18 protein-coding genes are annotated in these 24,084 nt (G+C 66.9%); 8 read left to right on the top strand and 10 right to left on the bottom strand.

Annotation, left to right across the window (positions count from 1 at the left end; genetic code table 11):
- Positions 1 to 304 precede the first annotated feature (304 nt).
- Complete coding sequence (locus N5D45_RS17800) at positions 305 to 646, top strand: hypothetical protein (RefSeq protein WP_224328571.1); 342 nt, start codon at positions 305 to 307, stop codon at positions 644 to 646.
- Positions 647 to 655: 9 nt separating this feature from the next.
- Here the strand turns inward: N5D45_RS17800 and N5D45_RS17795 are convergent, their stop codons facing one another.
- A complete protein-coding gene (locus tag N5D45_RS17795; RefSeq protein ID WP_019338425.1) occupies positions 656 to 1,063 on the bottom strand; it encodes a biopolymer transporter ExbD in 408 nt (135 codons plus the stop codon).
- Between the two features lie 151 nt (positions 1,064 to 1,214).
- Here N5D45_RS17795 and N5D45_RS17790 point away from each other — a divergent pair, with 151 nt between their 5' ends.
- The 3 genes from N5D45_RS17790 (at position 1,215) to N5D45_RS17780 (ending at position 4,781) form a co-directional block, all read left to right on the top strand.
- The gene (locus N5D45_RS17790; protein ID WP_279939382.1) at positions 1,215 to 3,200 is read left to right on the top strand and encodes a transglycosylase SLT domain-containing protein; all 1,986 of its coding nucleotides are present in this window, start codon (positions 1,215 to 1,217) and stop codon (positions 3,198 to 3,200) included.
- Between the two features lie 77 nt (positions 3,201 to 3,277).
- Entirely contained in the window at positions 3,278 to 3,505 is a 228-nt protein-coding gene (locus tag N5D45_RS17785) for a hypothetical protein (RefSeq protein WP_279939381.1), read from the top strand.
- Between the two features lie 55 nt (positions 3,506 to 3,560).
- Entirely contained in the window at positions 3,561 to 4,781 is a 1,221-nt protein-coding gene (locus N5D45_RS17780; protein ID WP_010480923.1) for a multifunctional CCA addition/repair protein, read from the top strand.
- A gap of 342 nt (positions 4,782 to 5,123) precedes the next feature.
- Here N5D45_RS17780 and N5D45_RS17775 read toward each other — a convergent pair whose 3' ends face one another.
- From N5D45_RS17775 to N5D45_RS17765, 3 genes are read right to left on the bottom strand one after another with little or no spacing between them, the layout of a single operon-like run.
- The gene (locus N5D45_RS17775; RefSeq protein ID WP_049429399.1) at positions 5,124 to 5,558 is read right to left on the bottom strand and encodes an SseB family protein; all 435 of its coding nucleotides are present in this window, start codon (positions 5,556 to 5,558) and stop codon (positions 5,124 to 5,126) included.
- Positions 5,559 to 5,607: 49 nt separating this feature from the next.
- The gene (locus N5D45_RS17770) at positions 5,608 to 5,943 is read right to left on the bottom strand and encodes a hypothetical protein (protein ID WP_164193338.1); all 336 of its coding nucleotides are present in this window, start codon (positions 5,941 to 5,943) and stop codon (positions 5,608 to 5,610) included.
- Positions 5,944 to 5,946: 3 nt separating this feature from the next.
- On the bottom strand, positions 5,947 to 6,984 hold the full coding sequence (locus N5D45_RS17765; RefSeq protein ID WP_164193335.1) for a S41 family peptidase: 1,038 nt from the start codon (positions 6,982 to 6,984) through the stop codon (positions 5,947 to 5,949).
- A 414-nt stretch (positions 6,985 to 7,398) separates the two neighbouring features.
- Here N5D45_RS17765 and N5D45_RS17760 point away from each other — a divergent pair, with 414 nt between their 5' ends.
- Positions 7,399 to 7,833, top strand: coding sequence for a hypothetical protein (locus N5D45_RS17760; protein ID WP_049481528.1), 435 nt, complete (start codon positions 7,399 to 7,401; stop codon positions 7,831 to 7,833).
- Between the two features lie 487 nt (positions 7,834 to 8,320).
- Here the strand turns inward: N5D45_RS17760 and N5D45_RS17755 are convergent, their stop codons facing one another.
- The 6 genes from N5D45_RS17755 to N5D45_RS17730 form a co-directional block, all read right to left on the bottom strand.
- A complete protein-coding gene (locus tag N5D45_RS17755; protein ID WP_279939378.1) occupies positions 8,321 to 11,347 on the bottom strand; it encodes an autotransporter outer membrane beta-barrel domain-containing protein in 3,027 nt (1,008 codons plus the stop codon).
- 306 nt (positions 11,348 to 11,653) lie between these two features.
- Complete coding sequence (locus N5D45_RS17750) at positions 11,654 to 12,721, bottom strand: heparan-alpha-glucosaminide N-acetyltransferase domain-containing protein (RefSeq protein WP_279939377.1); 1,068 nt, start codon at positions 12,719 to 12,721, stop codon at positions 11,654 to 11,656.
- Positions 12,721 to 13,869, bottom strand: coding sequence for an N-acetylglucosamine-6-phosphate deacetylase (gene nagA / locus N5D45_RS17745; RefSeq protein WP_049481520.1), 1,149 nt, complete (start codon positions 13,867 to 13,869; stop codon positions 12,721 to 12,723). The genes N5D45_RS17750 and nagA overlap by 1 nt, the downstream gene beginning before the upstream one ends.
- The gene (locus N5D45_RS17740) at positions 13,869 to 14,897 is read right to left on the bottom strand and encodes an SIS domain-containing protein (protein ID WP_019338836.1); all 1,029 of its coding nucleotides are present in this window, start codon (positions 14,895 to 14,897) and stop codon (positions 13,869 to 13,871) included. Before N5D45_RS17740 ends, nagA begins: the two co-directional genes overlap by 1 nt.
- 7 nt (positions 14,898 to 14,904) lie before the next feature.
- Positions 14,905 to 15,972: a LacI family DNA-binding transcriptional regulator gene (locus N5D45_RS17735; protein ID WP_006391719.1), complete on the bottom strand. Its 1,068-nt coding sequence runs from the start codon at positions 15,970 to 15,972 to the stop codon at positions 14,905 to 14,907.
- Between the two features lie 39 nt (positions 15,973 to 16,011).
- On the bottom strand, positions 16,012 to 17,304 hold the full coding sequence (locus N5D45_RS17730; RefSeq protein ID WP_005419333.1) for a sugar MFS transporter: 1,293 nt from the start codon (positions 17,302 to 17,304) through the stop codon (positions 16,012 to 16,014).
- A 376-nt stretch (positions 17,305 to 17,680) separates the two neighbouring features.
- On the opposite strand from N5D45_RS17730, the gene N5D45_RS17725 reads away from it, so the two are divergent.
- From N5D45_RS17725 to N5D45_RS17715, 3 genes are all read left to right on the top strand, one after another.
- Entirely contained in the window at positions 17,681 to 18,700 is a 1,020-nt protein-coding gene (locus N5D45_RS17725; RefSeq protein ID WP_010480946.1) for a glucokinase family protein, read from the top strand.
- A 143-nt stretch (positions 18,701 to 18,843) separates the two neighbouring features.
- Positions 18,844 to 21,552, top strand: a complete 2,709-nt coding sequence (locus tag N5D45_RS17720) for a TonB-dependent receptor (RefSeq protein ID WP_279939376.1) — start codon at positions 18,844 to 18,846, stop codon at positions 21,550 to 21,552.
- A gap of 111 nt (positions 21,553 to 21,663) precedes the next feature.
- Positions 21,664 to 24,018 carry a family 20 glycosylhydrolase gene (locus tag N5D45_RS17715; protein WP_279939375.1) on the top strand — a complete coding sequence of 785 codons (2,355 nt, stop codon included), beginning with the start codon at positions 21,664 to 21,666 and terminating at the stop codon, positions 24,016 to 24,018.
- Positions 24,019 to 24,084 lie beyond the last annotated feature (66 nt).

Below are 24,084 nucleotides of genomic sequence, written 5' to 3'. Positions count from 1 at the left end.
GCGCCGTCTCCTTTGTAAACAAGTGGTAAAAATCGCGGCGTGATGATCGACACTCTTTCACGCGGAATTGACGTAATTGCAGGCCGATTACGTCAGATAGCTGCAGGTTATGACCGGACGATACTGTTCGCCGCAGGCAGCCTTGATGCAGGCTGCGACAGCGCGCGCCGGTAGCTTCTGCATTCACGGAAAAGGCCTTTGCCAGACCGTTTCAGGAATAGTTTGAAAATTCCTTCATTCAGGAGGCCCCACCAGTCGACCCAGCGCAGACTCGCACCTCCAGCCATTCGCGGGAGGGCCGAACATGAAAGCAGTGACTGCCGTGCCGGGCGTCACGATGGTGATGACGCTGCTTCTTTCCCTGGCAGGTGAATCGAGAGCAGGCGGCGTGATCGAGTGCAACAACTGTCCCTCTCCCAGCGATGCGGCCTTGGCCTCGGGAGAGGGACTGACGGTTGTGGTGGATTTCGAGAGAGCCGAGTTGACTGCTTTCCACGTTGAACATGACCCTGAGCACAGAAAGTGGCGAGCACATCCGACCCAGGTTCCAGCGCAGATTGAAATGGCTTTTCTGCGGATCCTGGATGCGACGCTGTCAGCAGGGCAAGCGCCGCTCATGCAGCAATCACCGCATGAGCAGCAGTGAGACAACGCTCTATCGCACGAAGGCAATGCGCTCCATGCCAGTGGCTTCGGCCGCAGCCAATATCCGCGCCATGCCTTCGTACTCGGCCGCCGGATCGGTGGCGATGCGCAGCTCCGGCAGGTTGCCGGCATGTTCACCCGCCTGTGCCTGCAGGCGCGCCTGCAGTTCGCCGATCGCCATCGGCTGGCCATTCCAGCTGAGCTGGTTGGCAGCGTCCAGGCGCAGCTCGATCGGCGGTGGCGGTTCGGGACGGTCGACCACCCGATCGGTGGCCTGCGGCAATTGCACGGCAATCGGCCGGGCCACAATCGGCGCGGTCACGATGAAGATGATCAACAGCACCAGCATCACATCCACCAGTGGCGTGACATTGATGTCCGCCAGCGGGCCGCTTCTTCCTGCGCTACTGAACGCCATGTGCCGCTCCCTGCAGCCGGGCCGTTCGCCCAAGGCCGACGTTACGACGCTTCTCATCCGCTGTGGCAGTGGCCTGCGCGGGGTCATTCAGCTGTCGTTGCCGACGCTCGGCGTGCACGCAATGCGAAACTGAATTCAGCCATCGCCCGCTATGCTGGTCGCCATGACCCGACGCACTTCAACTGCCCTGTCCCTGCTGCCCTTGGCCACCACGCTGCTGATCGGCTGCGCCAACGCCCAGTCCCTCGACGCCCAGAACGCGCAGCTGAAGGCTGCGATCGCTGCCGCCGAACGCGGCCAGTTCGATCCCGGCCAGGCCGCTGCACTCAGCCGCCATCCAGCTTACGGATGGCTGGAGTACGCCAACCTGCGCCGCAACATCGACACCGTCGATACCGCGCAGGCACAGGCCTTCCTCAAGCGCTATGACGGCCAGGCCGTGGCCAACACGTTCCGCAGCGTGTGGCTGCCCTCGGTCGCACGCCGCCAGGACTGGCCCACCCTGCTCGCCAACTGGGTGCCCACCGACAACGCCGGCCTGCGCTGTGCGCAGCTGACCGCGCGCCAGGTGACGGGCAAGGTCGATCCGCAGTGGATCAGCGAGGCGCAGGACCTGTGGCGCAAGAACGGCAAGTCGCTGCCGGACGGCTGTGATGCCGTTTTCGCCGTGCTGCAGGCGCAGGGTGGCCTGAGCGACGCCCTGCGCTGGGAACGCATCGATGCCGCCGCCGACGCCCAGCAGCCGGCCGTGATGCGCAGCGCCGCACGTGGCCTGCCTGCCACCGACCTGGCGCTGGCCAACACTTACGCCGCCTTTGTCGACAAGCCCAATGCCAGCGCATTGAACTGGCCGCGCAACGAGCGCAGCCGGCGCATCGCCACCGATGGCCTGGCCAAGCTGGCCAAGGCCGACCCGGGCGCCACCGAACAGCAGCTGCCGCAGTACGCGCAGGCGCTGGGCCTGAGTGCCGAGCAGCAGGGCCAGGTGCTCTACCAGATCGCGCTGTGGACAGTGGCCTCCTACCTGCCCGATTCGGCGCGCCGCCTCAACGCGGTGCCGGAATCGGCGTATGACGAACGCCTGCACGAATGGCGCGTGCGCGAAGCGATGTCGCGCGGTGACTGGCCGGCGGCGCTGACGGCGATCCGCAAGATGGCCAGCAAGCAGCGCAGCGACCCGCGCTGGCGCTACTTCGAAGGCCGCATGCTGGAGAAGACCGGCCAGGCCCAGCAGGCGCAGCCGTTGTTCCGCGAGGCCGCACGCGCACCGACCTTCCACGGTTTCCTCGCTGCGGACAAGCTGCAGCAGGGCTACACGCTGTGCCCGTGGAAGCCGAATGACAGCGCGCAGGCGCAGGCGGTGATTGCGCGCGACCCGGCCATCCAGCGCGCGATGGCGCTGTACCAGATCGACCGTGCCGGCTGGGCCGTGGCCGAATGGAACAGCGCGCTGTCGCGCTTCGATGACACCCAGCGCCGCCTGGCGGTACGCGTGGCGCAGGACAACGGCTGGTTCGACCGCGCCGTGTTCGCGCTCGGCAAGCAGCCGCAGGAACAGCGCCTGTACGACCTGCGCTTCCCGTTGCACCACGACGCTACCATCCGCCGCGAATCGGCACGCAACGCGATCGATCCGGCCTGGGTAGCGGCGGAAATCCGCGCCGAGAGCACCTTCACTCCGCGTGCGCGCTCGCCTGCCAACGCCATGGGCCTGATGCAGGTGCTGCCGGCCACCGGTGCCGGCGTGGCCAAGTCGATCGGCCTGACCGGCTACGGCGGCGCCGACAGCCTCTACGACCCGGACACCAACATTGCCATCGGCACCGCCTACCTGCGCCAGCTGATGAACAAGTACGACGGCCTGCCGTACGTGACCATCGCCGCCTACAACGCCGGCCCGACCCCGACCGCACGCTGGCAGGGCCAGCGCCCGGGCTTTGATCCGGACCTGTGGATCGAGACCATCAGCTACAAGGAAACCCGCGAGTACGTGGCCCGCGTGCTGGCCTTCAGCGTGATCTACGACTGGCGCCTCAACGGCGATGCGCTGCCGCTGAGCGACCGCCTGATGGGCCGCCTGGTGGACAAGCGCAAGAGCTTCAGCTGCGCGGCCAACGCCGAGCAGGGCGGCGATTGATCGCACTGCGGTCGTGCCGGCTTCTGGCTGGCACGACCTGGTAGCCATTTCCCGGGGAGGGGAACGCAAGGAGCCTGTTGGCCTGGATCGGGATATTCGCCGCCTGGAGCCTGTTCGCCACCTGGGTACTGCGCTGGGGTGGCGCGGCCTGGATGGAAGGCTGGAAGTCGCTGGCCTTCGTCGACAGCTGGGGCAGCCTGTGGGACGAAGCCCAGATCAAGCTGTACGTCCTCTGCCTGTGGATCGTCTACAGCCTATGGTTCCTGGCCGGCCTGTTCGTGCCGGAGTGGCGCGGCCTGCCGTGAGGCCTCAGCATCGGTCGTGCCGGAACATCTGCGCCGGCCATGCGATCATCCCCCCATGAAGATCTATCTTGTCGGCGGCGCCGTGCGCGACCGCCTGCTGCAGCGCTCTGCCGGCGACCGCGACTGGGTGGTGGTCGGCGCCACGCCTGCGCAGATGGAAGCGCAGGGCTACACCGCAGTCGGCCGCGATTTCCCGGTGTTCCTGCATCCGAAGACCGGTGAGGAATACGCGCTGGCGCGCACCGAGCGCAAATCCGGCCGCGGCTATCGCGGCTTCGTGGTCGATGCCGATCCGGCGGTGACGCTGGAAGAAGACCTGCAGCGCCGCGACTTCACCATCAATGCGATTGCCTGCGACGAAGACACCGGCACGCTGGTCGATCCCTATGGCGGTGTCCGCGACCTGGAACAGCGCGTGCTGCGCCATGTCGGGCCGGCCTTCGTCGAGGATCCGCTGCGCGTGCTGCGCGCAGCGCGCTTCATGGCCCGTTTTGCACCACTGGGCTTCAGCGTCGCCGAAGAGACCATGGCACTGATGCGCGAGGTCGCCGCCAGCGGTGAACTGGACGCGCTGGTGCCGGAACGCGTCTGGCAGGAACTGCGCAAGGCGCTGGTCAGTGAACGGCCCTCCGCCTTCCTGCGCACGCTGCACGATGCGCAGGCACTGGGCCCGATCCTGCCCGAACTGGAAGCACTGTACGGCGTACCGCAGCGTGCTGAATTCCACCCGGAAGTCGACACCGGCATCCACCAGGAAATGGTCAGCGACATGGCCGCGAAGCTCGCCCCCGGCGATGACCTGGTCGGCTTCGCTGCCCTCACCCACGATCTCGGCAAGGGCCTGACCCCGCCGGAGGAATGGCCGCGCCACATCATGCACGAGCAGCGCGGCATCAAGCCGTTGAAGGCACTGTGTGCGCGGTTGAAGATTCCCACCGAACACCAGCAGCTGGCCGAAGCGGTGTGCCGCGAGCACTTGAACGTGCACCGCATCGACGACCTGCGCGATGCCACCGTGCTGGAACTACTGGGCCGCTGTGATGCGTTGCGTCGGCCGGAGCGCGTGGCCCGCATCGCACTGTGCTGCGAGGCCGACAAGCGCGGCCGGCTCGGCTTCGAGGACGCCGACTACCCGCAGGGCGAAACACTCAAGCGCCTGCACCAGGCGGCGCTGTCAGTGCAGGCACGGGATCTGGATACGACACACCTGAAGGGGCCGGCCATCGGCGAAGCGCTGGCCAAGGCGCGGGTGAAAGCCATCGCCGCCGCCCGCTGAAGCACCTGGTGATGCCGGCTGCTGGCCGGCACCGATCGCCCGTCTATCGACGACGCTTACGCGAGAAGTGGTCGACAGCATGAGCACCCAACAAGATGGGTTGCATCAAGAGGAACAGCCATCCACCCAGCCGGAGTGTCTCCACCGGATTGAACCGGGTGATGAACGCAGCTACCAGTGCCAAACCCGCAACAAGGCCGACCTCATAGACCCACAGCGATCGGTTAGAACGCCTGCCCACGATGCTCCTCTCCATTGAACAGGACACACTTGCAAGCCATCGCCGCCGTCCGGCACCACGGGTAGTGCCGGCCGCTGGCCGGCAACCAGACAATCGCGGGATCAGTGCGCCATCCCACGGGTGATCGCCGCAGCCCGCTGCTTCAGCTGCGCCACCGCATCGGGAATCATCTCCATGCCCACGTCCAGGCCCGGGTTCAGCACCAGGCCGACGCCGTCGCCGATACCGGCCAGCAGCGCGTGCACCGCGATCGGCATGGCATGCGCAAACTGCGGCAGCTGCTCGTGCCACAGGCCGGCGCGCTCGGGGGCGGTGAACACCGCAAACATCGGCTCGCCGCTCTCGCTGGTCAGCACCAGCGGCGAGATGCTCTCGTCCCAGGCGCCATCTTCACCAATGGCCTTGTCCAGCAGCACGAACGCCGTCGAGGTCAGCAGGCCGTCGAGGAACTGCGACGCAGTCAGCGTGCCGTCCTGTGCCTGCAACAGGCGCACCTCGAGGTCGTTGAGGGGGTCGAACGGGGTGTCGTGGTCCATGGTCGCTTCCGGTACGTGATTGCAGGGCAGACTTTAACAGGCCCGGTCCTCAACCGAGGAATCCGTGCCGCCACAGCCAGCCCAACGCCGCCAGACCGGCCACCACCACCAGCATCAACGGCAGGCCGAAGCGGTGCCGCCACGGGATCGGCACCCCACCCAGCTGCTGGTCCATGGCCTCGGTATCCAGCACCCAGCCGTGCTCGCAACGGGTACAGGCCAGTTCGTAGCGGCGCTGGTAGGTGAAGCCGAACAGCAGGTCGATGCGTGCCATTTTGTAGCGCAGCTGCGGGGCGAATTCGGTTTCGGTCTGGCAGCGCAGGCAGTGGTGGGCTTCGGTCGGGCCGACGATCAGCACCCGTTCCTGCTGGCCGATCAGCAGCATGGGTCAGCTGCCCTGGCAGGCGGGTTGGGCCAGCAGCCACGCTTGGGCGGCGGCCACAGTGGCGGCATCACCCTCGACGCGCTGGTCGGGTTCGATCTTCAAGCCATCGCCACGATCATTGCGGTCCCGCATCACGCTGGTGGTCAGCAGCAGGCGACTGCCATCGGCAAGGGTGTGCACGACATTGCCGGTGGAGACACCCGCGGTCGGCTGTCCGAAACTCCGCGCCTGCGGGCGGCCACGCCACGCCAGCACCGAGGCCTCGCCCGAACTGCCGGTGCGGGGCCCGAACAGCACCGCCACCGGTGCGCCAGGCTGCCGCACTACATGGCCGGACTGGCCGAAGTCCAGCAGCGGCCTGCCCGCCAGCTGCACCGCAGTCGCCGTCAACGTCCAGCGCTGCGGTCCTTGCGCGGTTTCGAACGAGCCGACGTCCTCGTTGTTCACCACCGAGGTGCGCAGCAGCGGGGCCATGCCCAGCAGCATCGGCCACATGGCGCCACCGCTGTTGTCCCGCAGGTCGACGATCCAGCCACAGCGCGCGCCGTCGTCCTTGCTGCGGATGACCTGCTGCCACCGCGCGGCACGCTGGATGTCCTGGCGGAATTTCTCCTGCGGCGTCGCGCCCGGCGTGGAGGCATAGCCCTCGATGACCACCCAGCCGATGCGCGCATCCACCGCATCGGCGGCCCTGGCCCGGTCAACGGCGGCGGCGCCGGCCTGCTGCGCATGCGCGAGGGATTCGCGCTGGCGCTGGGTCGTGGTCCACGCACCATGGTGGCCGGTGCTGAGCGCAATGGCTTCGCGCAGAACGGCCAGCCGTTGCGCGGGGTCGCCCTGCACCGATTGCAGGCGTACGCGGGTGGCGGGCCAGTCCACCCGGTCGCGATACAGCGCCTGGCGTTCAAGCAGGTTGAGGATCTCGGCCTGGGCCTCCGGCGAGGGCACCTCGACCGCGCCTGGCGTATCGGCCATGGCGCCGGTGGCCAACAACACGAACATCAGCGCGCCGATGCGACGCACTCCCTTGCGAACCTGCATGCGACGCTTCCTTGTCGTTGAATCAGGACCGCAGCATAACCGGAGCATGATCGCTTGCGCCACGCGCGAACTGTCGTATCTGGCCCGGTCGCGCGTTGTGGCAAGACGGCTTGCATGCGGTCACCACATTGCAACTTTGCCCATGTCGTCGGGGCGCACAACGCGCCAAGGTGGCCCCGTCGGCGCCTCCTGCGCTGACCGGGATTGGCGTCCTGAATGAAGCTTTTCACGAGCGGGCTTGCAACGTCGTTGCCGGCCCGAACAATGCACCGTCCGTCGTTCTGCGGCGGGCGGTGCGTGGGGATCCCCGGATCCGCCGGCGTCATTCCTCGTGAAGAGCTTCACCGGCACGCCAACCCGCACCGCCCGCCACCTTGCATCCCGCAGGTGGCCTTGCCTTGTGAGGTTGCTGCCATGAACACGCCCTACCCCACCTATCCACGCCTGCATGCACTGCTCGGTGCTGCACTGCCCGGCCTGCAGCTGTCCACTACGGCAGCCGAAGCGCTGGAAGATGCGCTCACCGAAGCCCACGAACAGGCGCCGCCCTCCGCGTTCTTCGCGCGGTTGCGCGGCATGGCGCGTGGCCACGCAGCCGATGATCAGGTGTGGCGCGAACGGCAACTCAGCGGGGCGCGCGGTCGGGAACTGGCCGAAGCGACGCGCTGCTTGGCGGCAGTGTCTGCGTGTGGGGGCGTGTTGCTGGCGGCGCAGTCGGCGCGCGAGATGGATGATTTGCAGGCGCAGTGTCCGCCACAGGTGGAGGAAGGGTTGCTGCATGCGGTGGTGGTGCTGGCCGATCATGCCGGGGCGCTGGTGGAACCGGATGCGTGCGCACCACTGTTGTAGAACCGCGCCTATGCTCGGCTGCGCGGAGGTCATGGCGTCGGTGGGATTCGTGCCGACCAAGGTCGGCACCTACCAGAGCAACGTCGTGGTGTCGGTGGGATTCGTGCCGACCAAGGTCGGCACCTACCAGAGCAACATCGTGGTGTCGGTGGGATTCGTGCCGACCAAGGTCGGCATCTACCAGAGCAACATCGTGGTGTCGGTGGGATTCGCGCCGACCAAGGTCGGCACCTACCAGAGCAACGTCATGGCGTCGGTGGGATTCGTGCCGACCAAGGTCGGCACCTACCAGAGCAACGTCATGGCGTCGGTGGGATTCGTGCCGACCAAGGTCGACACCTACCAGAGCGGGTCAATGGCGTCGGTTGGGGATGTGTGCCGACCAAGGTCGGCACCTACCAGAGCAAGGTCATGGCGCCGGTGGAATCTGTGTCGACCAAGGTCGACACCCACCAGAGCGGGTCATGCCGCCGGGCATGGCCCGGCGCTACCAGTCCGCGCGCAGGCCGATGTTGCCTTCGATGATGCGGCGCTTCTCGTTGCGGTCACCGCCCAGCTCGCGCGTGTAGTCGGCCACCGCGTACGCGCTGATGGTGCGGTTGAAGCGCCCTACCACGCCGACACCGGCTTCGAGTGCACGCGAGCGCTGCGAATTGATGATCGTGTCGTCGTCGAAGCGGATGCGGTCCTCGCCGGAGCGGCCATGCCAGTAATTGAGCTTGAAATACGGCTGCCAGCCGTTGTCGGCCAGCTGGTAATCGCCGGCCAGGCGCAGGCCGATGCGGCCAGTCCAGGCGTTGTCGTTGTCGAAACGCACGCTCGACACCTCATCGCGGCGGTCGTCCAGCGACGTGCGTTGCCAGATCACCTGTAGCTGCGGTTCCAGCCACCATGCGGACTGACCGAAGTGCAGCAGCGGTTTGCCGGCCTCCACCGACACGCTGGTGCCATCGCCGCTGATTCCGAAGCCGAGCCCACGCGAAGAACGCACGCGGCCGTCGTAGCGGCTCTGCATCGCTACGGCGTCGATATAGCCACCACTGCTGTCGGTGAGCGTCCAGTACAGGCCCACGTGCTTGTCGTCCAGGCGGCTCTGTCCCACCTGTACGTTCTCCCAGCCCAGTGCCAGGCCGGTGGTCTTGCCCTGCGCGCGGGTGCGGCCGACGAACACGCCGATCTGGTTGCGGTGGTTGTCGGAGGCAGCGGCCCACACGTCGAGACCAGCCTGCAGGCCCATCACATCGCCATCGAAGCCGGGCTGCGCATCGCCCTTCCAGTGGATCTCGCTGTTCTGCCCCACCAAGCGGCCCCAGGCGGTGCGGAATGCGCCCTGGTTGTACAGCAGGCGCTGCTCGCCCTGCCGCTCGTGGAAGGTGCCGAGGCTGGCCAGCGAGGTCTCGCGCAGGAGCGGCGGCACCACGGCATAGGTGGCAGTCTCCACGCGGTACAGCGGCACCACTGCGCCCTCGGCGGGGCGTGCACCCGGCGTCGGCGGGGCACCGGTTCCGGGCAGCGCACCGCCGGCCACTGGCACGTCCGGCACGGCCGGATCGCTGGGTGGCGCCACCGGCGCGGGTTCCGGTGGCGGTGGTGGCGGCGCGGTCTCGCCCGCGGTCAGGTCCGGATCGGTGGCGCCTTCGGGCGGCGGCGGCGGTGCCGGGGTGATCGGCGGCGGTGGGGCCACTGGAGGCGTCAGCGGTGGCGGTGTCGCGCTGCCGCCACCATTGGGTGCTGGCGTCGGCCCGGTCACCAGCGTCGAACGCAGGTACCAGTTCTCGGCGGTACCGGCACTGACACCGCCCTTGAACAGGTAGTACTCGTAGGCACCGGCCGCAACCGGTGCGAACAGCGAAAACGCACCCGGCGCGGTGCGGCCGCCATTCAAGGCCTGCACCACCAGGATGCCATCGGCCAGCGTGGCGGCGCCGCTGCCGCCGGCATTGAGCACGCCGATGCCGGTGGTCCCGGTGGCAGTACCGCCGTCGATCACCAGACGGTCGCTGGTGGAGTTGTCCGCGCCCAGCACGGTACGCAGGTACAGGCCACCACCGTCTCCGCGGTAGTTGCCACGCACGGTGAACACGTCGCCAGCGCCGGTACCGGTCAGGTCGATGCGCCCGGCATTGACCATCTCCACCAGTGCACCACTGTTGAATGGGCGGATGGCATGCCCCCCACTGCCCGCGTAGACGGTACTGGTGTCATCCACCGTAAGCGTGCCGGTGCCGCTACCGCTGTCGCCCAGCACCAGATCGCCATCGAAGCTCAGCTCGGTGCTGTTGGCCAGGCTGATCGCCTCCCAGTTCTGGAAGCGGCCCACGCCCGTGGTCTTGACGTTGCTCAGGTTGAGCTGGTCGATGCCACCGCCACCGTCGAACAGCGGCACCGCACCGAGGTTGCCCTGGTTGAGGTTGCTGAGGTTGGCCACGTCGTTGTCCGGGCCCATGTCGATCGCGCCGTAGACGATGCCACCGCCATTCCAGTTGAAGGTGTCATTGCCGTTACTGAGCAGTACCTGCCCGCGCACGGTGCCGTCGGTGATGGTCACGCTGTCGTTGCCGCCGCTGACGCTGATGTTGCCGCCGATGTAGGCGGTACCCGAGATGATGATGGTATCGGTGTCGAAACCGGTCACCACATTGCCATCCACGGTGCCGCCGGACTGGTCCCACAGGTTCTTGTCCAGCTTCATGTTGACGCGGCCGATGCGGCCACCGGTCATCCAGGCCTGGTCGCCATCCTCGAACGCGCCGATGATGCGGCCACCGCTCATGCGGAAGGTATCGATGTTGTCGCCCTGCTGCAGCGCGCCGACCGTGCCGCCACTCATGACGAAATCATCGCGGCCGCTGCCCTGCGCTACCAGGCCGGTGACGGTGCCGCCGGTGACGGTCATCTGGTCATCGCCACTGCCCTGGTCGACGCTGTCGATCATGCCATCGCTCAACAGCAGCACATCATTGCCATCGCCCTGCTGGACGCCACCGGAGATGCTGCCTGCCTGCATCTCCAGGCGGTCGTTGCCCGCACCGAACTGCACACCCGTGCGGCCGCTGATCGTTCCGCGGTTGACCAGCACGCTGTCGCCCGCACCGACGAACTGCAGGGCGGTGTTGTTGCCGGTGCTGATGCTGCCCGCATTTTCGACACGGCTGCCGCCACCGAGCTGGACCGCCACACCGCCCACCGAACTGATCGTGCCCAGGTTGGACAACAGATGCCCACCGGCACCAACAAGCGAAATCGCGCTGCTGCCACCGCTCTGCTGCAGTTGTGCCGTGTTGGCGATATTGATGGTGATGCCGGCCGCGCCATTGGCCGTGATGGGAACAGTCTGCGGGTTCGGCGCATTGGCATCGCAGGTGACCGTCTGGCCGGCGACGGGGGCGGCGCTGTCGCAGCCGGCCCAGGCGACGCTGGCACTCAGCAGCATGACGGACGGGACAGCCAGGGCCTGCAGCACGGAAACGGTGAGGCGGCGCGGACGGAAAGCGCGCGGAACGGCACGGGACATACAGCACTCCTGGACAAGGGATCAGGAACTGCGGATATGCGGTACTGCGCAGGCAGTCTGCCGTGTGGTGAACGGTTTCGATAGGTGAAATTGCGTGGCGGCCATCACAGTTCAGTTGCTAACTTGATCGGGCATCACCCCACCTCCACGTGGCTGAAATCGTTCATCTTTGCGGCGGTCACAGGCCACGCTGAGAGCATCCACGCATGGCGTGGATCTACTGCCCCACCTGGTAGATCCACGCCATGCATGGATTGAGCCGCCGATACATCAGGTAGATCCACGCCATGCGTGGATGAGGTGCCATCAGATCTTCAGATAGATCTTCCGCCGGTCCAGCCACCATGCCACGCCCCACCACAGCGCGACAAACACCAGCGCCTGCAGCATGGATGCCAGCTCCAGCGCCTCCGGCATTGCGGTGACCAGCTGCTGCCAGACCCACCCCCAAACCCCGGTAGCCATCAGCACCACCGACATCACCGATGCGCCGAGATACGCCGTGATCGCATTGACGCCGAAGCGCCGGCCCAGCGCCGGCCAGCCCTTCTGGTCGATCAACAGGTGACCCAGCCACAGCGCCAGCGCTGCCAGGCCACCGGTCCACAGCACGTAGCTGGGCGTCCACAGCTGCTTGTTCAACGGCAGCACCACCGCCAGCAGCAGGCCCAATACCGCAGTCGCCACACCCAGCCCGGCCAGCGCCGCGGCACGTCCGCTGCGCAGCAGGCCTCCGGCCAACAGCCCGAGCACGGTACTGGCCAGCGCGCCCAGCGTGCTCAGCAATCCTTCCGGGTCATGGCCCAGCCCGGCATCGGCGTGCCATTGATAGATCCACGGCGCGAACAACGCGGTATCCAGGCGGCTGGCCGGGTTGGTCCATGGCGCCAGGTCACCGATGCCCAGCAGCAACACGGTGTACCCCACCAGCAGCGCGACCAGAGCGCCCACCTGCACGCGCGGCCGCGCGTAGACCGCCAGCACGCCCACCAACGCCGCACACACCGCGATGCGTTGCAGCACGCCCCAGATGCGGAAGTGATGGGTATCCAACGCCCACCAGATCAGCAGGTGCAGCAGCGCACCTGCCAGCAGGATGCGCAGCGCGCGCTCCAGCACGCCGCGCGCCAGTGCAGGTCGCGCCGACACGTCCAGCGCGCGCGGCGCTACGCTGAACGCCATCGACACGCCCACCAGGAACAGGAAGAACGGGAACACCAGATCGGTGGGCGTGCAGCCATGCCAGTCCGAATGGCGCAGCGGTGCGAACACCGCACTCCAGTCACCCGGATTGTTGACCAGCAGCATCGCCGCCACGGTGATGCCGCGCAGGGCATCGATCGAGCCCAGCCGGCGTGGCGGCGTCGCGTTCATCAGGCGGCCTCGTACTGTCCGGCAATCCAGGTGCCACGCACCTGCAGGGCATCATCCAGCAGCACCAGGTCGGCCTGGTAGCCCTCGGCGATGTGCCCCAGGCGGTCGTCGACGTTGAGGAACTGCGCCGGGTAAGTCGAGGCCATGCGTGCGGCTTCGGCCAGCGGCTGGCCGAGCAGCTGCACGGTGTTGCGCACGGCGGTGGCCATGTCCAGCGCCGAGCCGGCCAGCGAACCGGCGGCATTGCGCACCACGCCGTCGATGGCGGTGATGGTTTCGCCGTAGAGCACGTAGCTGGGATCATCGGCACCGACCGGCGGCATCGCATCGGTCACCAGCAGCAGGCGGCCGCGCGGCTTGGCCGCCAGCGCCACGCGCAGGCTGGCCGGATGCACATGCACGCCATCGACAATGATGCCGATCCAGCTGTCGCGGTCTTCCAGCGCAGCGCCCACCGCACCGGGCTCACGGCCCTGCAGCGGCGACATCGCGTTGTACAGATGGGTGAAGCCACGCACCCCAGCATCCAGTCCGGCACGAATCTCTTCGTACGTGCCAGCAGTGTGGCCAGCAGCAACGATCACGCCACGTTCGACCAGCGCACGGATGGTCTCCAGCGGCACGCGTTCCGGCGCCAGTGTCAGCAGGGTCACGCCGTTGTCCAGCGAGGCGGCCAGCGCGATCTCTTCTTCGTCCGGCACGCGGAACTTGCTGGCATCGTGGGTGCCCTTGCGCGCCGGAGCGATGTACGGGCCTTCCAGGTGGATGCCGATCACGCCGGGCACGCCCTGAGCGATTGCTTCGCGCATCGCAGCGATTGCTTCGCGCATCACGTCCACATCGTCGCTGATCAGCGTCGGCAGCATCGCGGTGGTGCCGAAGCGCCGGTGCGCACGCGCGATGGTGCGCAGCGAGGCGACATCGGGCGTGTTGTTGAACAGCGCGCCGCCGCCGCCATTGACCTGCACATCGATGAAGCCGGGCAGCAGCCAGCCGCCGTCCAGATCGATCTGCTCGGCCGCCTGGCCCAGCTGCGGTGCAGCGTCAGGCAGCAGCGCGCTGATGCGACCGTCCTCGATCACCACCGCCAGATCGTCGCGGAACTCCTCGCCTGCCAGGATGCGGGCGTTGCGCAGGACCGTGGCCATCACACCGTCTCCGTAACCTTGTTCAGATGCGGCGGCAGATCAGGGTTGAAACCACGGCGCAGCGCCAGCGCGTTGATCGCGCGATAGAAGCTCTGCACGGTCAGCAGCGGGGCACACAGCGGATGCGGTGCGGCCGCCACCGGCAGGTTGCCACCGGCACCGGCCATCCACACCTGTGCACCGCGCGCGGTGAATTCTTCGACGACAGCACGGGTACCGGCGCCGGTCTCGTCGGGTTGGGCAAAGGCCAGCACCGGGAAACCACGGTCAACCAGCGCCATCGGGCCATGCTTCACTTCAGCCGAGCTGTAGGCTTCGGCATGCAGGCTGCAGGTTTCCTTGAACTTCAGTGCAGCCTCCTGGGCCGCGCCCAGGCCCAGGCCACGGCCGAGCACGAACAGGTTGGTCGCCTCGACCAGGCCTTCGGTCACCGCACTCCAGTCGCACTGCCAGGCCTCGCGCATCGCGTCCGGCAGCAGGTCCAGTGCGGCGCGAAGGCTGCTGTCCTGCTTCCAGTACGCAGCCAGCTGCAGCAGTGCGGCCAGCGACGCCAGGTAGCTCTTGGTCGCCGCCACGCTCTTTTCGGCACCGGCATGCAGCGGAATGACCGTATCGGCCAGCAGCGCCAGCGGCGAATCCTCGACGTTGACCAGCGCGATCACGCGCGCACCGGCGGCCTTGGCGGCCTCGGCGTTGCGCAGCAGGTCCGGGCTCTTGCCCGACTGCGAGATGACGATGAACAGTGCGCCGCGCAGCTGCAGGGGTGCGGCATAGACCGACCCCACCGACGGCGAGGCCGATGCGACCACCAGGCCCAGCTGGGTTTCCAGCAGGTACTTGCCATAGGTGGCGGCATGATCGGAACTGCCGCGTGCGCAGGTGACCACGAACGGGGGCGGCGCAGCACGCAGGCTGGCGGCCAGGGATTCCAGGGTGGCGTGGTTGCGCGAGAACTGGCGGGCAACCACGTCAGCCGCTTCAGCGGCCTCGGCGAACATCAGGGTGGAAGTGGGGTCTGACAGCGACATGGCAGGCTCAGGCAGGATCGGAAGGAAGGGGGCGTGCGCCGGCCGGGCGCATCGGCGCGGTCGAACCGCGCACCACCAGCTGCGGCACGAAGCCCTGGTTGTGCAGCGGTGCCGGCGCATCGTCGTAGGCGTCGCTGCGCAGCTGCGCGATCAGCAGGCGCGCGGCATGGCGGGCGATGTCCTCGGTGGCCTGCTTGGCGGTGGTCAGCGGCGGCCACGACTGGCGCGAGAACGGGCTGTCCTCGAAGCCGGCAATGGACAGGTCGTAGGGCACGTTCATGCCGGCCGACTTGGCGGCGGCCAGCACGCCGGCAGCGATTTCGTCGTTGGAACCGAAGATGGCGGTGGGCGGCTCGCGCAGCGCCAGCAGGCGGCGCGCGCCGCGGAAACCATCGTCGAAGGTGTAGTCGCCCTGCACCACCAGATGCTTGTCCACGGTCATGCCGTAGTCCTTCAGCGCGGCTTCGTAACCGGCATAGCGTTCGCCCGAGGAGCGGTGCGAGATGCCGCCCCAGAGGAAGCCGATGCGCTGGTGGCCCAGCTGGATCAGGTGCTCGGTGATTTCGTAGGCCGCCTCGCGGTCGTCGACGAACACGCAGGCACCGTCGGCGGGGTCTTCGGTGGCGGCGATGATCCGCACCAGCTTGATGCCGCGCGCAGTCAGCGCCTGGATCAGGTCGCGGCGCTCGGACATCGGCGCGGTCAGCACCAGCCCGGCCAGCCGCGAACGCTGCACCCAGTCGGCCAGCTCATCGGCCAATAGCGGCGAGCTGGAATCGCAGGGGTGGATCTGGAGGCCGAAACCGGTCTCGCGGCAGGCGGCCAGCACGCCGTTCTGCACGCCGATGATGTGGTACGGGTTCGGGTTGTCGTAGACCAGCCCGATCACGAAGGTGGTGCCGCTGCGCAGGTTGCGCGCCGACGGATCGGGCTCGTAATCGAGTTCAGCAATGGCACGCAGCACCCGCGCACGGGTGGCCTGCATCACCGAAGGCTCGTTGTTGATCACCCGCGAGACCGTTTTCAGCGAGACCTTGGCCTTCTCCGCAACGTCCTTGATGGTCGCTCTGCGCATGGGTTTTCCCTGGGGTTGGCTGCCGTCCATCATCGCCGATCAGGCCTTGTCCTGCGGCAGGCCGGCACGATGGCCGATCACCGAGTAGAACAGGATGTACAGGTAGCACGGCACCATCAGCAGCACGAACACCAGCTGGAAGTCGATGTGCTGCTTGAGCACGGCGAACAGCTGCGGAATGATCGCGCCGCCGGCGATGCCCATCACCAGCAGGGCCGAGCCGGTCTCGGTGAAGCGGCCCAGGCCGCGGATCGCCAGCGGGAAGATGGCCGGCCACATCATCGCGTTGGCAAAGCCCAGCAGCGCCACGAAGGCCACCGAGACGTAGCCGTGCGTAGCCCAGGCGCCCAGGCAGAACACCACGCCCATCACTGCCGAAATGGTCAGGTAGCGCGACTGCGAGACCAGGCCAGGGATCGCCAGCAGGCCGACCACGTAGCCGGCCAACATCGCACCCAGCGTCAGCGAGGTGAACATCTTGGTCTGGTCCAGCGGCAAGCCGAAACCGTGGCCGTAGGTGCCGATCGCATCACCGGCCATGACTTCCACGCCTACGTACACGAACAGGCACAGCACGCCCAGCCACAGATGCGGGAACTGGAAGATGCTGCGGCGCTCGGCCGTTCCCGGTGCCCCTGACGGCGTTGCATTGGCTTCGGAGGACTTGATCTCCGGCAGCGGCGAGAACAGCACGGCCACCGCCAGCACCACCAGCAGCGCGGCCATCGCCAGGTACGGCGCATGGATCTTGGCGGCGAATTCGTTGAGCAGCGCGACCTTGGTGACCGCGTCGGCGGCCTGCACCTGCTTGTCCAGGTCGCCGATGCCATGCAGCACCAGGGTGCCGATCAGCACCGGTGCGAGCATGCCGGCGATCTTGTTGCAGATGCCCATCAGCGCGATGCGGCGTGCCGCAGTTTCAATCGGGCCGAGGATGGAGATGTAGGGATTGATCGCCGTCTGCAGCAGGGCCAGCCCGCTGCCGATCACGAACAGCCCGCCCAGCGCGCCGGGGTACCAGCGCTGCGTCGCGAATTCACCGAAGAGTGCCGCGCCGCCGGCCATCACCAGCAGGCTCAGGCTGAGGCCCTTCTTCATGCCGGTGCGGCGCAGGATCCATGACGCCGGCAGGGCCAGGAAGAAGTAGGACAGGTAGAACACCATCAGCACCAGGAAGGCGCCGACCTCGCTGAGTTCGAAGGCCAACTTGACGAAGGTGATCAGCGGGCCGTTGAGCCAGGTAAAGAAGCCGATCAGGAAGAACAACACGCCAACGATGGCGATGGAGGTGGCCACGTTCGGGCGCGCGCTTGCAGCGGGGACGGCGGACATCAGGAGGGCTCCTGCGGCGACGGCCACAGAACGCGGCGTCGGAGAGTGGCTGGGAACAACGTTGTCACATTCTTTCGATGGACAGCTGCGGTTTGTCAACTTCCACACGCAGCCCTGTGAACCTCGTGCTGCACTGCGCAACCCGATCGCAACGCATCGTGCTGAATGCGCTGGAGGCCTTGGCCCATGTGCGGCAACGGTTCCAACGTGAAACCCGCACTCACGCCATGTAAACGTTTACTGCATGTCGCATTCGTTGCGATGCAGCAACGAAAGTGTCACGAACTCGTTGACATCGTTGTCAGCGGGGTTACAGACTCCGCCCCAATCGCCGCCCCCGATCCCGGGGCCGGCCCCACCTGCAGCAGGAGCCCGCGTGACCGCCAGCCACCCCGCCCCGGCCCATGTCCTGTCCCGAGTCGCGCCCTCGTTCCTGGCCGCCGACGTCGGTGGCACCCATGTGCGCGTGGCCCGGGTCCAGGCCAGCGGTGACGCCGCCCATCCGGTGCAGGTGCTGGAGTACCGCAAGTACCGCAATGCCGACCATGCCGGCCTCAGCGCGATCCTGTCCGACTTCCTCGGCGAAGGCCCGCGGCCCACGCATTGCGTGGTCGCCAGCGCCGGCTACGCCCGCGAGGACGGCACGGTGATCACCGCCAACCTGCCGTGGCCGCTGTCGGCACGCCAGGTGGAGGCCGATGTCGGCCTGCAGCGGGTCTACATCGTCAACGACTTCGAAGCGGTGGCCTATGCCGCCGCGCAGGTGGACGCCAGCGGCGTGCTGCACCTGTGCGGGCCGGACACCGCCACGCGCGGTCCGACCCTGGTGGTCGGCCCCGGTACCGGCCTCGGTGCGGCACTGTGGATTCCCACCGCGCACGGCCCGGTGGTGCTTCCCACCGAAGCCGGCCAGCCGACCCTGGCCGCCAGCACCGAACTGGAAATGGCCATCGTCCGCCACATGCAGCGCGACCGCGCCCATGTATCGATCGAACATGCGATCTCCGGCCCGGGCCTGATGAACCTGTACCGCGCGGTGTGTGCGCTGCAGGGGCAGGCACCGACGCTGGCCAGCCCCGATGCGGTCACCGCCGCCGCCATGGCCGATACCGATGCACGCGCGCGCCAGGCGCTGGATGTGTTCTGCGGCCTGCTCGGCAGCACCATCGGCGACATGGCCCTGTTCTACGGCGCCCACGGTGGCGTCTACCTGGCCGGCGGCATCCTGCCGCAGATCCGCGAATACCTGCACGCCAGCACCTTCGTCGAACGCTACCTGCAGAAGGGGCCGATGGGCGAAGCACTGGCACGCATCCCGGTGAAGGTCGTCGAACACGGCCAGCTGGGCGTGGTCGGCGCTGCAAGCTGGTACCTGCAGCAGCAGTCGGCCGCCTGACACCGCAACAGGCTTCAACGCAATCGCAGCACGCAGTACGTGGCACGCCAACGCACGGGACTTCGCCGCCGCCCCGCGCATGTCATCGCAACCGTAATCGAACACCGCCGCCGGCATCCAATCGAGTGATGAGGAGAGACATCATGAACACCCGCAAGACCCTGCTTTCGGCCGCCATCGTCAGCTGCATCGCCTTCAGTGCGCACGCGCAGCAGGCCGCCCAGACCGCCACCGACCTGGATACCGTGCAGGTCACCGGCATCCGTGGTTCGATGGAAAAGTCGCTGGATACCAAGCGCGAAGCCAATGCCCGCGTGGAAGTGGTCACCGCCGAAGACGTGGGCAAGCTGCCCGCGCACAACGTCGCCGATACGCTGCAGCGCCTGCCGGGCGTGAACATCAGCTCGTCCAGCGCCGACGAAGGCGGCTTCGACGAAGCCGACCGTGTCAGCCTGCGCGGTACCAGCCCGAGCCTGACCCAGACCCTGATCAACGGCCACACCGTCGGCACCGCCGACTGGTTCGTGCTCAGCCAGGGCAACAACGTCGGCCGCAGCGTCAGCTACTCGTTGCTGCCGTCGGAACTGGTGCGCTCGGTGGAAGTGAACAAGTCCTCGCAGGCCAAGCTGCAGGACGGCGGCACCACCGGTACCGTCAACATCCTCACCCGCAAGCCGCTGGAATTCTCCAAGCAGCTCACTGCGGAAGGCTCCATCGGCATGGTGCGTTCGGACCAGGCCAAGTCCAACGACCCGCAGCTGTCGGCACTGTTCAACTACAAGAACGACGAAGGCAACTTCGGCGTGATGGTGCAGGCCTTCAGCCAGAAGCGCGAGCTGCGCCGCGAAGCGCAGGAAATCCCGGGCGGCTTCTTCCAGATCGATCCGAATGGCACCGTGGCCAAGTCCAACCCGGACCTGGCCGGCGTGTACGCGCCGGGCCTGCTCGGCTCGACCCTGTTTGAACAGACCCGCGAGCGCAAGGGCGGCCTGGTGTCGCTGCAGTTCAAGCCGATGGACAACCTGACCCTCGGCCTGGAAGGCTTCAGCTCGGAACTGAAGGCGAACAACTACAACCGCAACTTCATGCTGTGGGGCGGCCGCATCCTCAACGACCGTACCGTTGAAGATGCCAATGGCAACAAGATCCTGATTCCGGGCCAGGCCCCGAATCCGGGTTACGTCGTCAAGGATGGCGTGCTGTCCAACGCCACCTTCGCCGGCCAGGCCGACCGCGACTACGCGGTGTACGACATGATCTACCGCGAGTCGAAGGCCAAGACCAACTACATCACCTTCGATGCCGACTGGCAGATCAGCGACAACCTGGGCATGAAGTTCCAGGCTGGCAGCACCAAGGGCACCGGCGAAACGCCGCGCCAGTACATCGCCGAAGTCAACCTGGCCCGTGGTGGCGGCGCCACCTGGGCAACCCACGGCAACGGCTCGCCGATCGACTGGAACGTCGGTGGCAACATCGGCCCGAGCGGCGTGACCGACTTCGGCACCTGGGGCAACCAGCAGGTCACCGCGATCGACAAGGAAAAGTGGGCCACGCTCGATTTCAACCAGTACTTCGCCGACGCTGGCGTACTGAACTCGATCGATTTCGGCGCCCGCTTCGGCGACCACAAGCGCGAGGCCAAGTCGCCGGAAGGCGCAACCCCGGGCGCGATCTGGAATGCGCTGAAGAACGGCGCTACCGCCAACTTCCCCGGCGGCTTTGCCAACGGCATCGGTGGCAGCTTCCCGCGTGACCTGTGGTACTTCACCCCTGGTGCGCTGAAGGAAGCGGTGACCAACAACTCCACTTGGCTGTCCGGCAATGACGGCCCGACCGGCCGCCACAACTACGGCGCCGAGTGGAAGGTGTCCGAGAAGAACTTCGCCGCGTACGTACAGGGCAACTTCAGCGGCGACCGCTGGAGCGGCAACGTCGGCCTGCGCTACGTCAACATCAAGCAGGATATCGATACCTACGCCGCCGCCACCGGCTCGACCGTGCCGGACGTGAGCAGCCTGTTCGGCGCGTGGACCCGCGAAGCTTTCGAGAACAAGCACAACCGCGTGCTGCCGAGCGCCAACTTCAAGTACGACCTGCGCGACGACCTGGTGCTGCGCGTGGCCGCCTCGCAGACCCAGACCCTGCCGGACTTCTCGGCACTGGGTGCCTCGTCCTACGGTTCGGACCTGAACCGGACTGGCGGTGGCGGCAATCCGAAGCTGAAGCCGGTGGTGTCGACCAACTTCGATGCCAACCTGGAGTGGTACTTCATGCCGCGCGGCATGTTGTCGATCGGTGCCTACTCGATGCGCCTGAAGGACTACGTGGCCTTCAGCACCGAAAAGGAGATGCTGTTCAGCGAGCTGACCAACCGTCTCGAGGAATACAACATCTCCCGCCCGCGCAATGCCGACGGCAAGGTCCGCGGTATCGAAGTGGCCTATGAGCAGCCGATCGGCGAGTACTTCGGTGTCAATGCCAACTACACCTACGCCGATGGCAGCACCGACCACACCTGGGCCGACGGCAGCGACAGCCTGCTGGGCACTTCGAAGAACACCTACAACGTCGGTGCCTACTTCGAGAACGATACCTTCGGTGCACGCGTCAGCTACACCCGCCGTTCGTCGTTCCTGATCGGCCTGTCCGGCGCCAACCCGTACTACCAGGATGACTTCGGCACCCTGTCGGCGTCGCTGAGCTACAAGGCCACCGACTGGCTGAGCATCAGCTTCGATGCGCTCAACCTCAACAACCCGACCTACAAGTACTACCAGACCGCGGCGATCCCGACCTCGTTCTACAGCAACGGTCGCCAGTACTACCTCAACTTCCGCTTCAAGTACTGATCCAGCGGCAGCAACATCGCCGAGTCGTGCACGCACGCCGGGCCTGGGTCATTCCGGGCCCGGCGTTTTTCATGTATAGCGTTCATCGCACCGTTCCAAGGAGTCGTACCGATGGTCAAGCCTTCCCGCGCCCGGATGCGCAGCGCAGTGCTGCTGGGCAGCCTGCTCGCCCTGTTGCCGGCGCTGCCGGCACTTGCCGCCGACCCCACGCCTGCCGCTGAAGCACCCGGCCCGCAGCTGCGCGCCGGCAGCCTGATGCTGATTCCCGCCCCGGCCACCGTGCAGCGCGGCCAGGGCAGCGGCATCACCGTGCGCGCCGATACCGTGCTGCAGGCCGAAGGCGAAGCCGCGCAGCGCGTCGCCAACCAGTTCGCCGACCTGCTGGCCCGCAGCGGTGGCCCGCGCCTGGCACTGGCCAAGGGCAAAGCCAGCGCCAAGGCCGGCAGCATCCGCTTCCAGATCGTGCCCACCTTCCGCGACAGCGGTGAGGGCTACACGCTGGAAAGCACCGCACAGGGCGTGCTGGTGCAGGCTGGCAACGAAACCGGCCTGTTCTACGGCGCGACCACCCTCGCCCAGCTCGCCACCGGCGGCAACAACGGCGTGCTGCCCGCAGTGCAGATCCAGGACGCGCCGCGCTTCAGCTGGCGCGGCTTCATGCTCGACTCCGCCCGTCACTTCCAGAGCCTGGACGAGATCAAGCACGTGCTCGACGCGATGGCCGCGCACAAGCTCAACACCTTCCACTGGCACCTGACCGACGACCAGGGCTGGCGCATGGAGATCAAGCGCTACCCGAAGCTGACCGACGTGGGCAGCTGCCGCCTGCCGGCCGGTGACGGCGGCATCGATCCGGTCAGCGGCCAGGAGCATCCGTACTGCGGCTTCTACACCCAGGAGCAGATCCGCGAAGTGATCGCCTATGCCGCGAAACTGCATATCCAGGTGATTCCGGAAATCGATGTACCGGGCCACGCGACTGCTGCGATTGCCGCGTATCCGGAGCTGGGCACCATCGATACGCCGCTGAAGCCGATCAGCGAATGGGGCGTGTTCCCGAACCTGTTCAACGTGGAGGACAGCACCGTCACCTTCCTCGAGAACGTGCTGGAAGAAGTGATCGCGCTGTTCCCGGCCAGGTACGTGCACGTCGGTGGCGACGAGGCGGTGAAGGACCAGTGGGAAGCATCCAAGCGGGTGCAGCAGCGCATGCGTGCGCTGGGCATCAAGAATGAAATGGCCATGCAGAGCCACATCATCAAGCGCCTGGAAACCTTCCTGGAGGAACACGACCGGCGCCTGATCGGCTGGGACGAAATCCTCGAAGGCGGATTGCCGCCGCAGGCCACAGTGATGTCGTGGCAGGGCACCGAAGGCGGCCTGGCTGCGGCCAGCGCCGGCCATGACGTGATCATGTCGCCGGTCGGCTACCTGTACCTGGATTACCTGCAGACGGCCTCGCCAAATGAACCGCCGGGCCGTCCGACCCAGGTCAACCTCGGCAAGCTCTACAACTTCGAGCCGGTGCCGGCCGAGCTGGCCGCCGACAAGCGTGGGCATATCCTGGGCCTGCAGGCCAACATGTTCACCGAGCACACGCGCAGCTATGCACGCCTGCAGCACAACCTGTTCCCGCGCCTGGCCGCGGTGGCCGAGACCGGCTGGAGCACACCGGAGCATCGCGACTTCCGCGATTTCCTCGCGCGCCTGCCCTCCCAACTGCAGCGCTACCGTGCCTGGGGCCTGGCCTATGCGCAGACCCCGTTCGAAGTGGGCGTGGACTACACCGACAACCGCGCGGCCGGCACAGTGACCGTGTCGCTGGCCAATCCGCTGGGTTATGAAGTGCGCTACAGCACCGATGGCCAACCGGTGACCGCGCAGTCGCCGCTGTACCAGCAGCCGCTGACCGGGAAACTGCCGACCACCGTGCAGGCGGCGGCGTTCTACCAGGGGCAGATGCTGGCCGCGAAGCCGACCATCGCCGCATTCACCGTGCAGTCGCTGCTCAGCCGCCGCAGCGATGAGCTGCTCAGCTGCGTGGGCACGAAGGGCCTGGTATTGCGCCTGGAAGACGATGGCCCGCGTGAGGGAACGCGTGCGGTGTTCAACGTGGACATCTTCCAGCCGTGCTGGCGCTGGCCGCAGGCGCAGCTGGACGGCATCGGCAACGTGGAAGTGCGTGCGGGACGTATTCCGTACTACTTCCAGCTGGCCCACGACGAGCCGAAGCGCCGCTTCGAAAAGGCCCGGAGCGCACACGGTGAAATGCTGATCCGCCGCGGTGATTGCACGGGCAAGGTGCTGGCTCAGGTGCCGCTGCCGGCGCAGACCGATGCCGACGGCTTCGTGACCCTGCGCGCGGCGCTGCCGAAGGGCACCGCTGGCAACGGCGATCTGTGCATCAACTTCACCGGCGACACGCGCCCGGCGATGTGGGTGCTGGATGAGGTCACGCTCAGGTAGGTGCCAACCTTGGTTGGCGCTTTGCGGCCGGATCCACGCATCGCGTGGATCTACTGTAGAGCCGGG

It is taken from the genome of Stenotrophomonas sp. GD03819, assembly GCF_029841665.1.
GTDB classification, from domain to species: domain Bacteria; phylum Pseudomonadota; class Gammaproteobacteria; order Xanthomonadales; family Xanthomonadaceae; genus Stenotrophomonas; species Stenotrophomonas geniculata.
Note: the sequence above shows the minus strand (reverse complement) of the source record. Positions and strands in the feature narration are given on the sequence as shown.

Excerpts from the sequence above, each read along its gene's own strand:
- N5D45_RS17790 (WP_279939382.1), top strand. The coding sequence starts at position 1,215 with ATGCTGGTCGCCATGACCCGACGCACTTCAACTGCCCTGTCCCTGCTG.
- N5D45_RS17720 (WP_279939376.1), top strand. The coding sequence starts at position 18,844 with ATGAACACCCGCAAGACCCTGCTTTCGGCCGCCATCGTCAGCTGCATC.
- N5D45_RS17755 (WP_279939378.1), bottom strand. The coding sequence starts at position 11,347 with ATGTCCCGTGCCGTTCCGCGCGCTTTCCGTCCGCGCCGCCTCACCGTT.
- N5D45_RS17760 (WP_049481528.1), top strand. The coding sequence starts at position 7,399 with ATGAACACGCCCTACCCCACCTATCCACGCCTGCATGCACTGCTCGGT.
- N5D45_RS17735 (WP_006391719.1), bottom strand. The coding sequence starts at position 15,972 with ATGCGCAGAGCGACCATCAAGGACGTTGCGGAGAAGGCCAAGGTCTCG.
- N5D45_RS17740 (WP_019338836.1), bottom strand. The coding sequence starts at position 14,897 with ATGTCGCTGTCAGACCCCACTTCCACCCTGATGTTCGCCGAGGCCGCT.
- N5D45_RS17795 (WP_019338425.1), bottom strand. The coding sequence starts at position 1,063 with ATGGCGTTCAGTAGCGCAGGAAGAAGCGGCCCGCTGGCGGACATCAAT.
- N5D45_RS17770 (WP_164193338.1), bottom strand. The coding sequence starts at position 5,943 with ATGCTGCTGATCGGCCAGCAGGAACGGGTGCTGATCGTCGGCCCGACC.
- N5D45_RS17765 (WP_164193335.1), bottom strand. The coding sequence starts at position 6,984 with ATGCAGGTTCGCAAGGGAGTGCGTCGCATCGGCGCGCTGATGTTCGTG.
- N5D45_RS17715 (WP_279939375.1), top strand. The coding sequence starts at position 21,664 with ATGGTCAAGCCTTCCCGCGCCCGGATGCGCAGCGCAGTGCTGCTGGGC.
- N5D45_RS17730 (WP_005419333.1), bottom strand. The coding sequence starts at position 17,304 with ATGTCCGCCGTCCCCGCTGCAAGCGCGCGCCCGAACGTGGCCACCTCC.
- N5D45_RS17750 (WP_279939377.1), bottom strand. The coding sequence starts at position 12,721 with ATGAACGCGACGCCGCCACGCCGGCTGGGCTCGATCGATGCCCTGCGC.
- N5D45_RS17775 (WP_049429399.1), bottom strand. The coding sequence starts at position 5,558 with ATGGACCACGACACCCCGTTCGACCCCCTCAACGACCTCGAGGTGCGC.
- nagA (WP_049481520.1), bottom strand. The coding sequence starts at position 13,869 with ATGGCCACGGTCCTGCGCAACGCCCGCATCCTGGCAGGCGAGGAGTTC.
- N5D45_RS17780 (WP_010480923.1), top strand. The coding sequence starts at position 3,561 with ATGAAGATCTATCTTGTCGGCGGCGCCGTGCGCGACCGCCTGCTGCAG.
- N5D45_RS17800 (WP_224328571.1), top strand. The coding sequence starts at position 305 with ATGAAAGCAGTGACTGCCGTGCCGGGCGTCACGATGGTGATGACGCTG.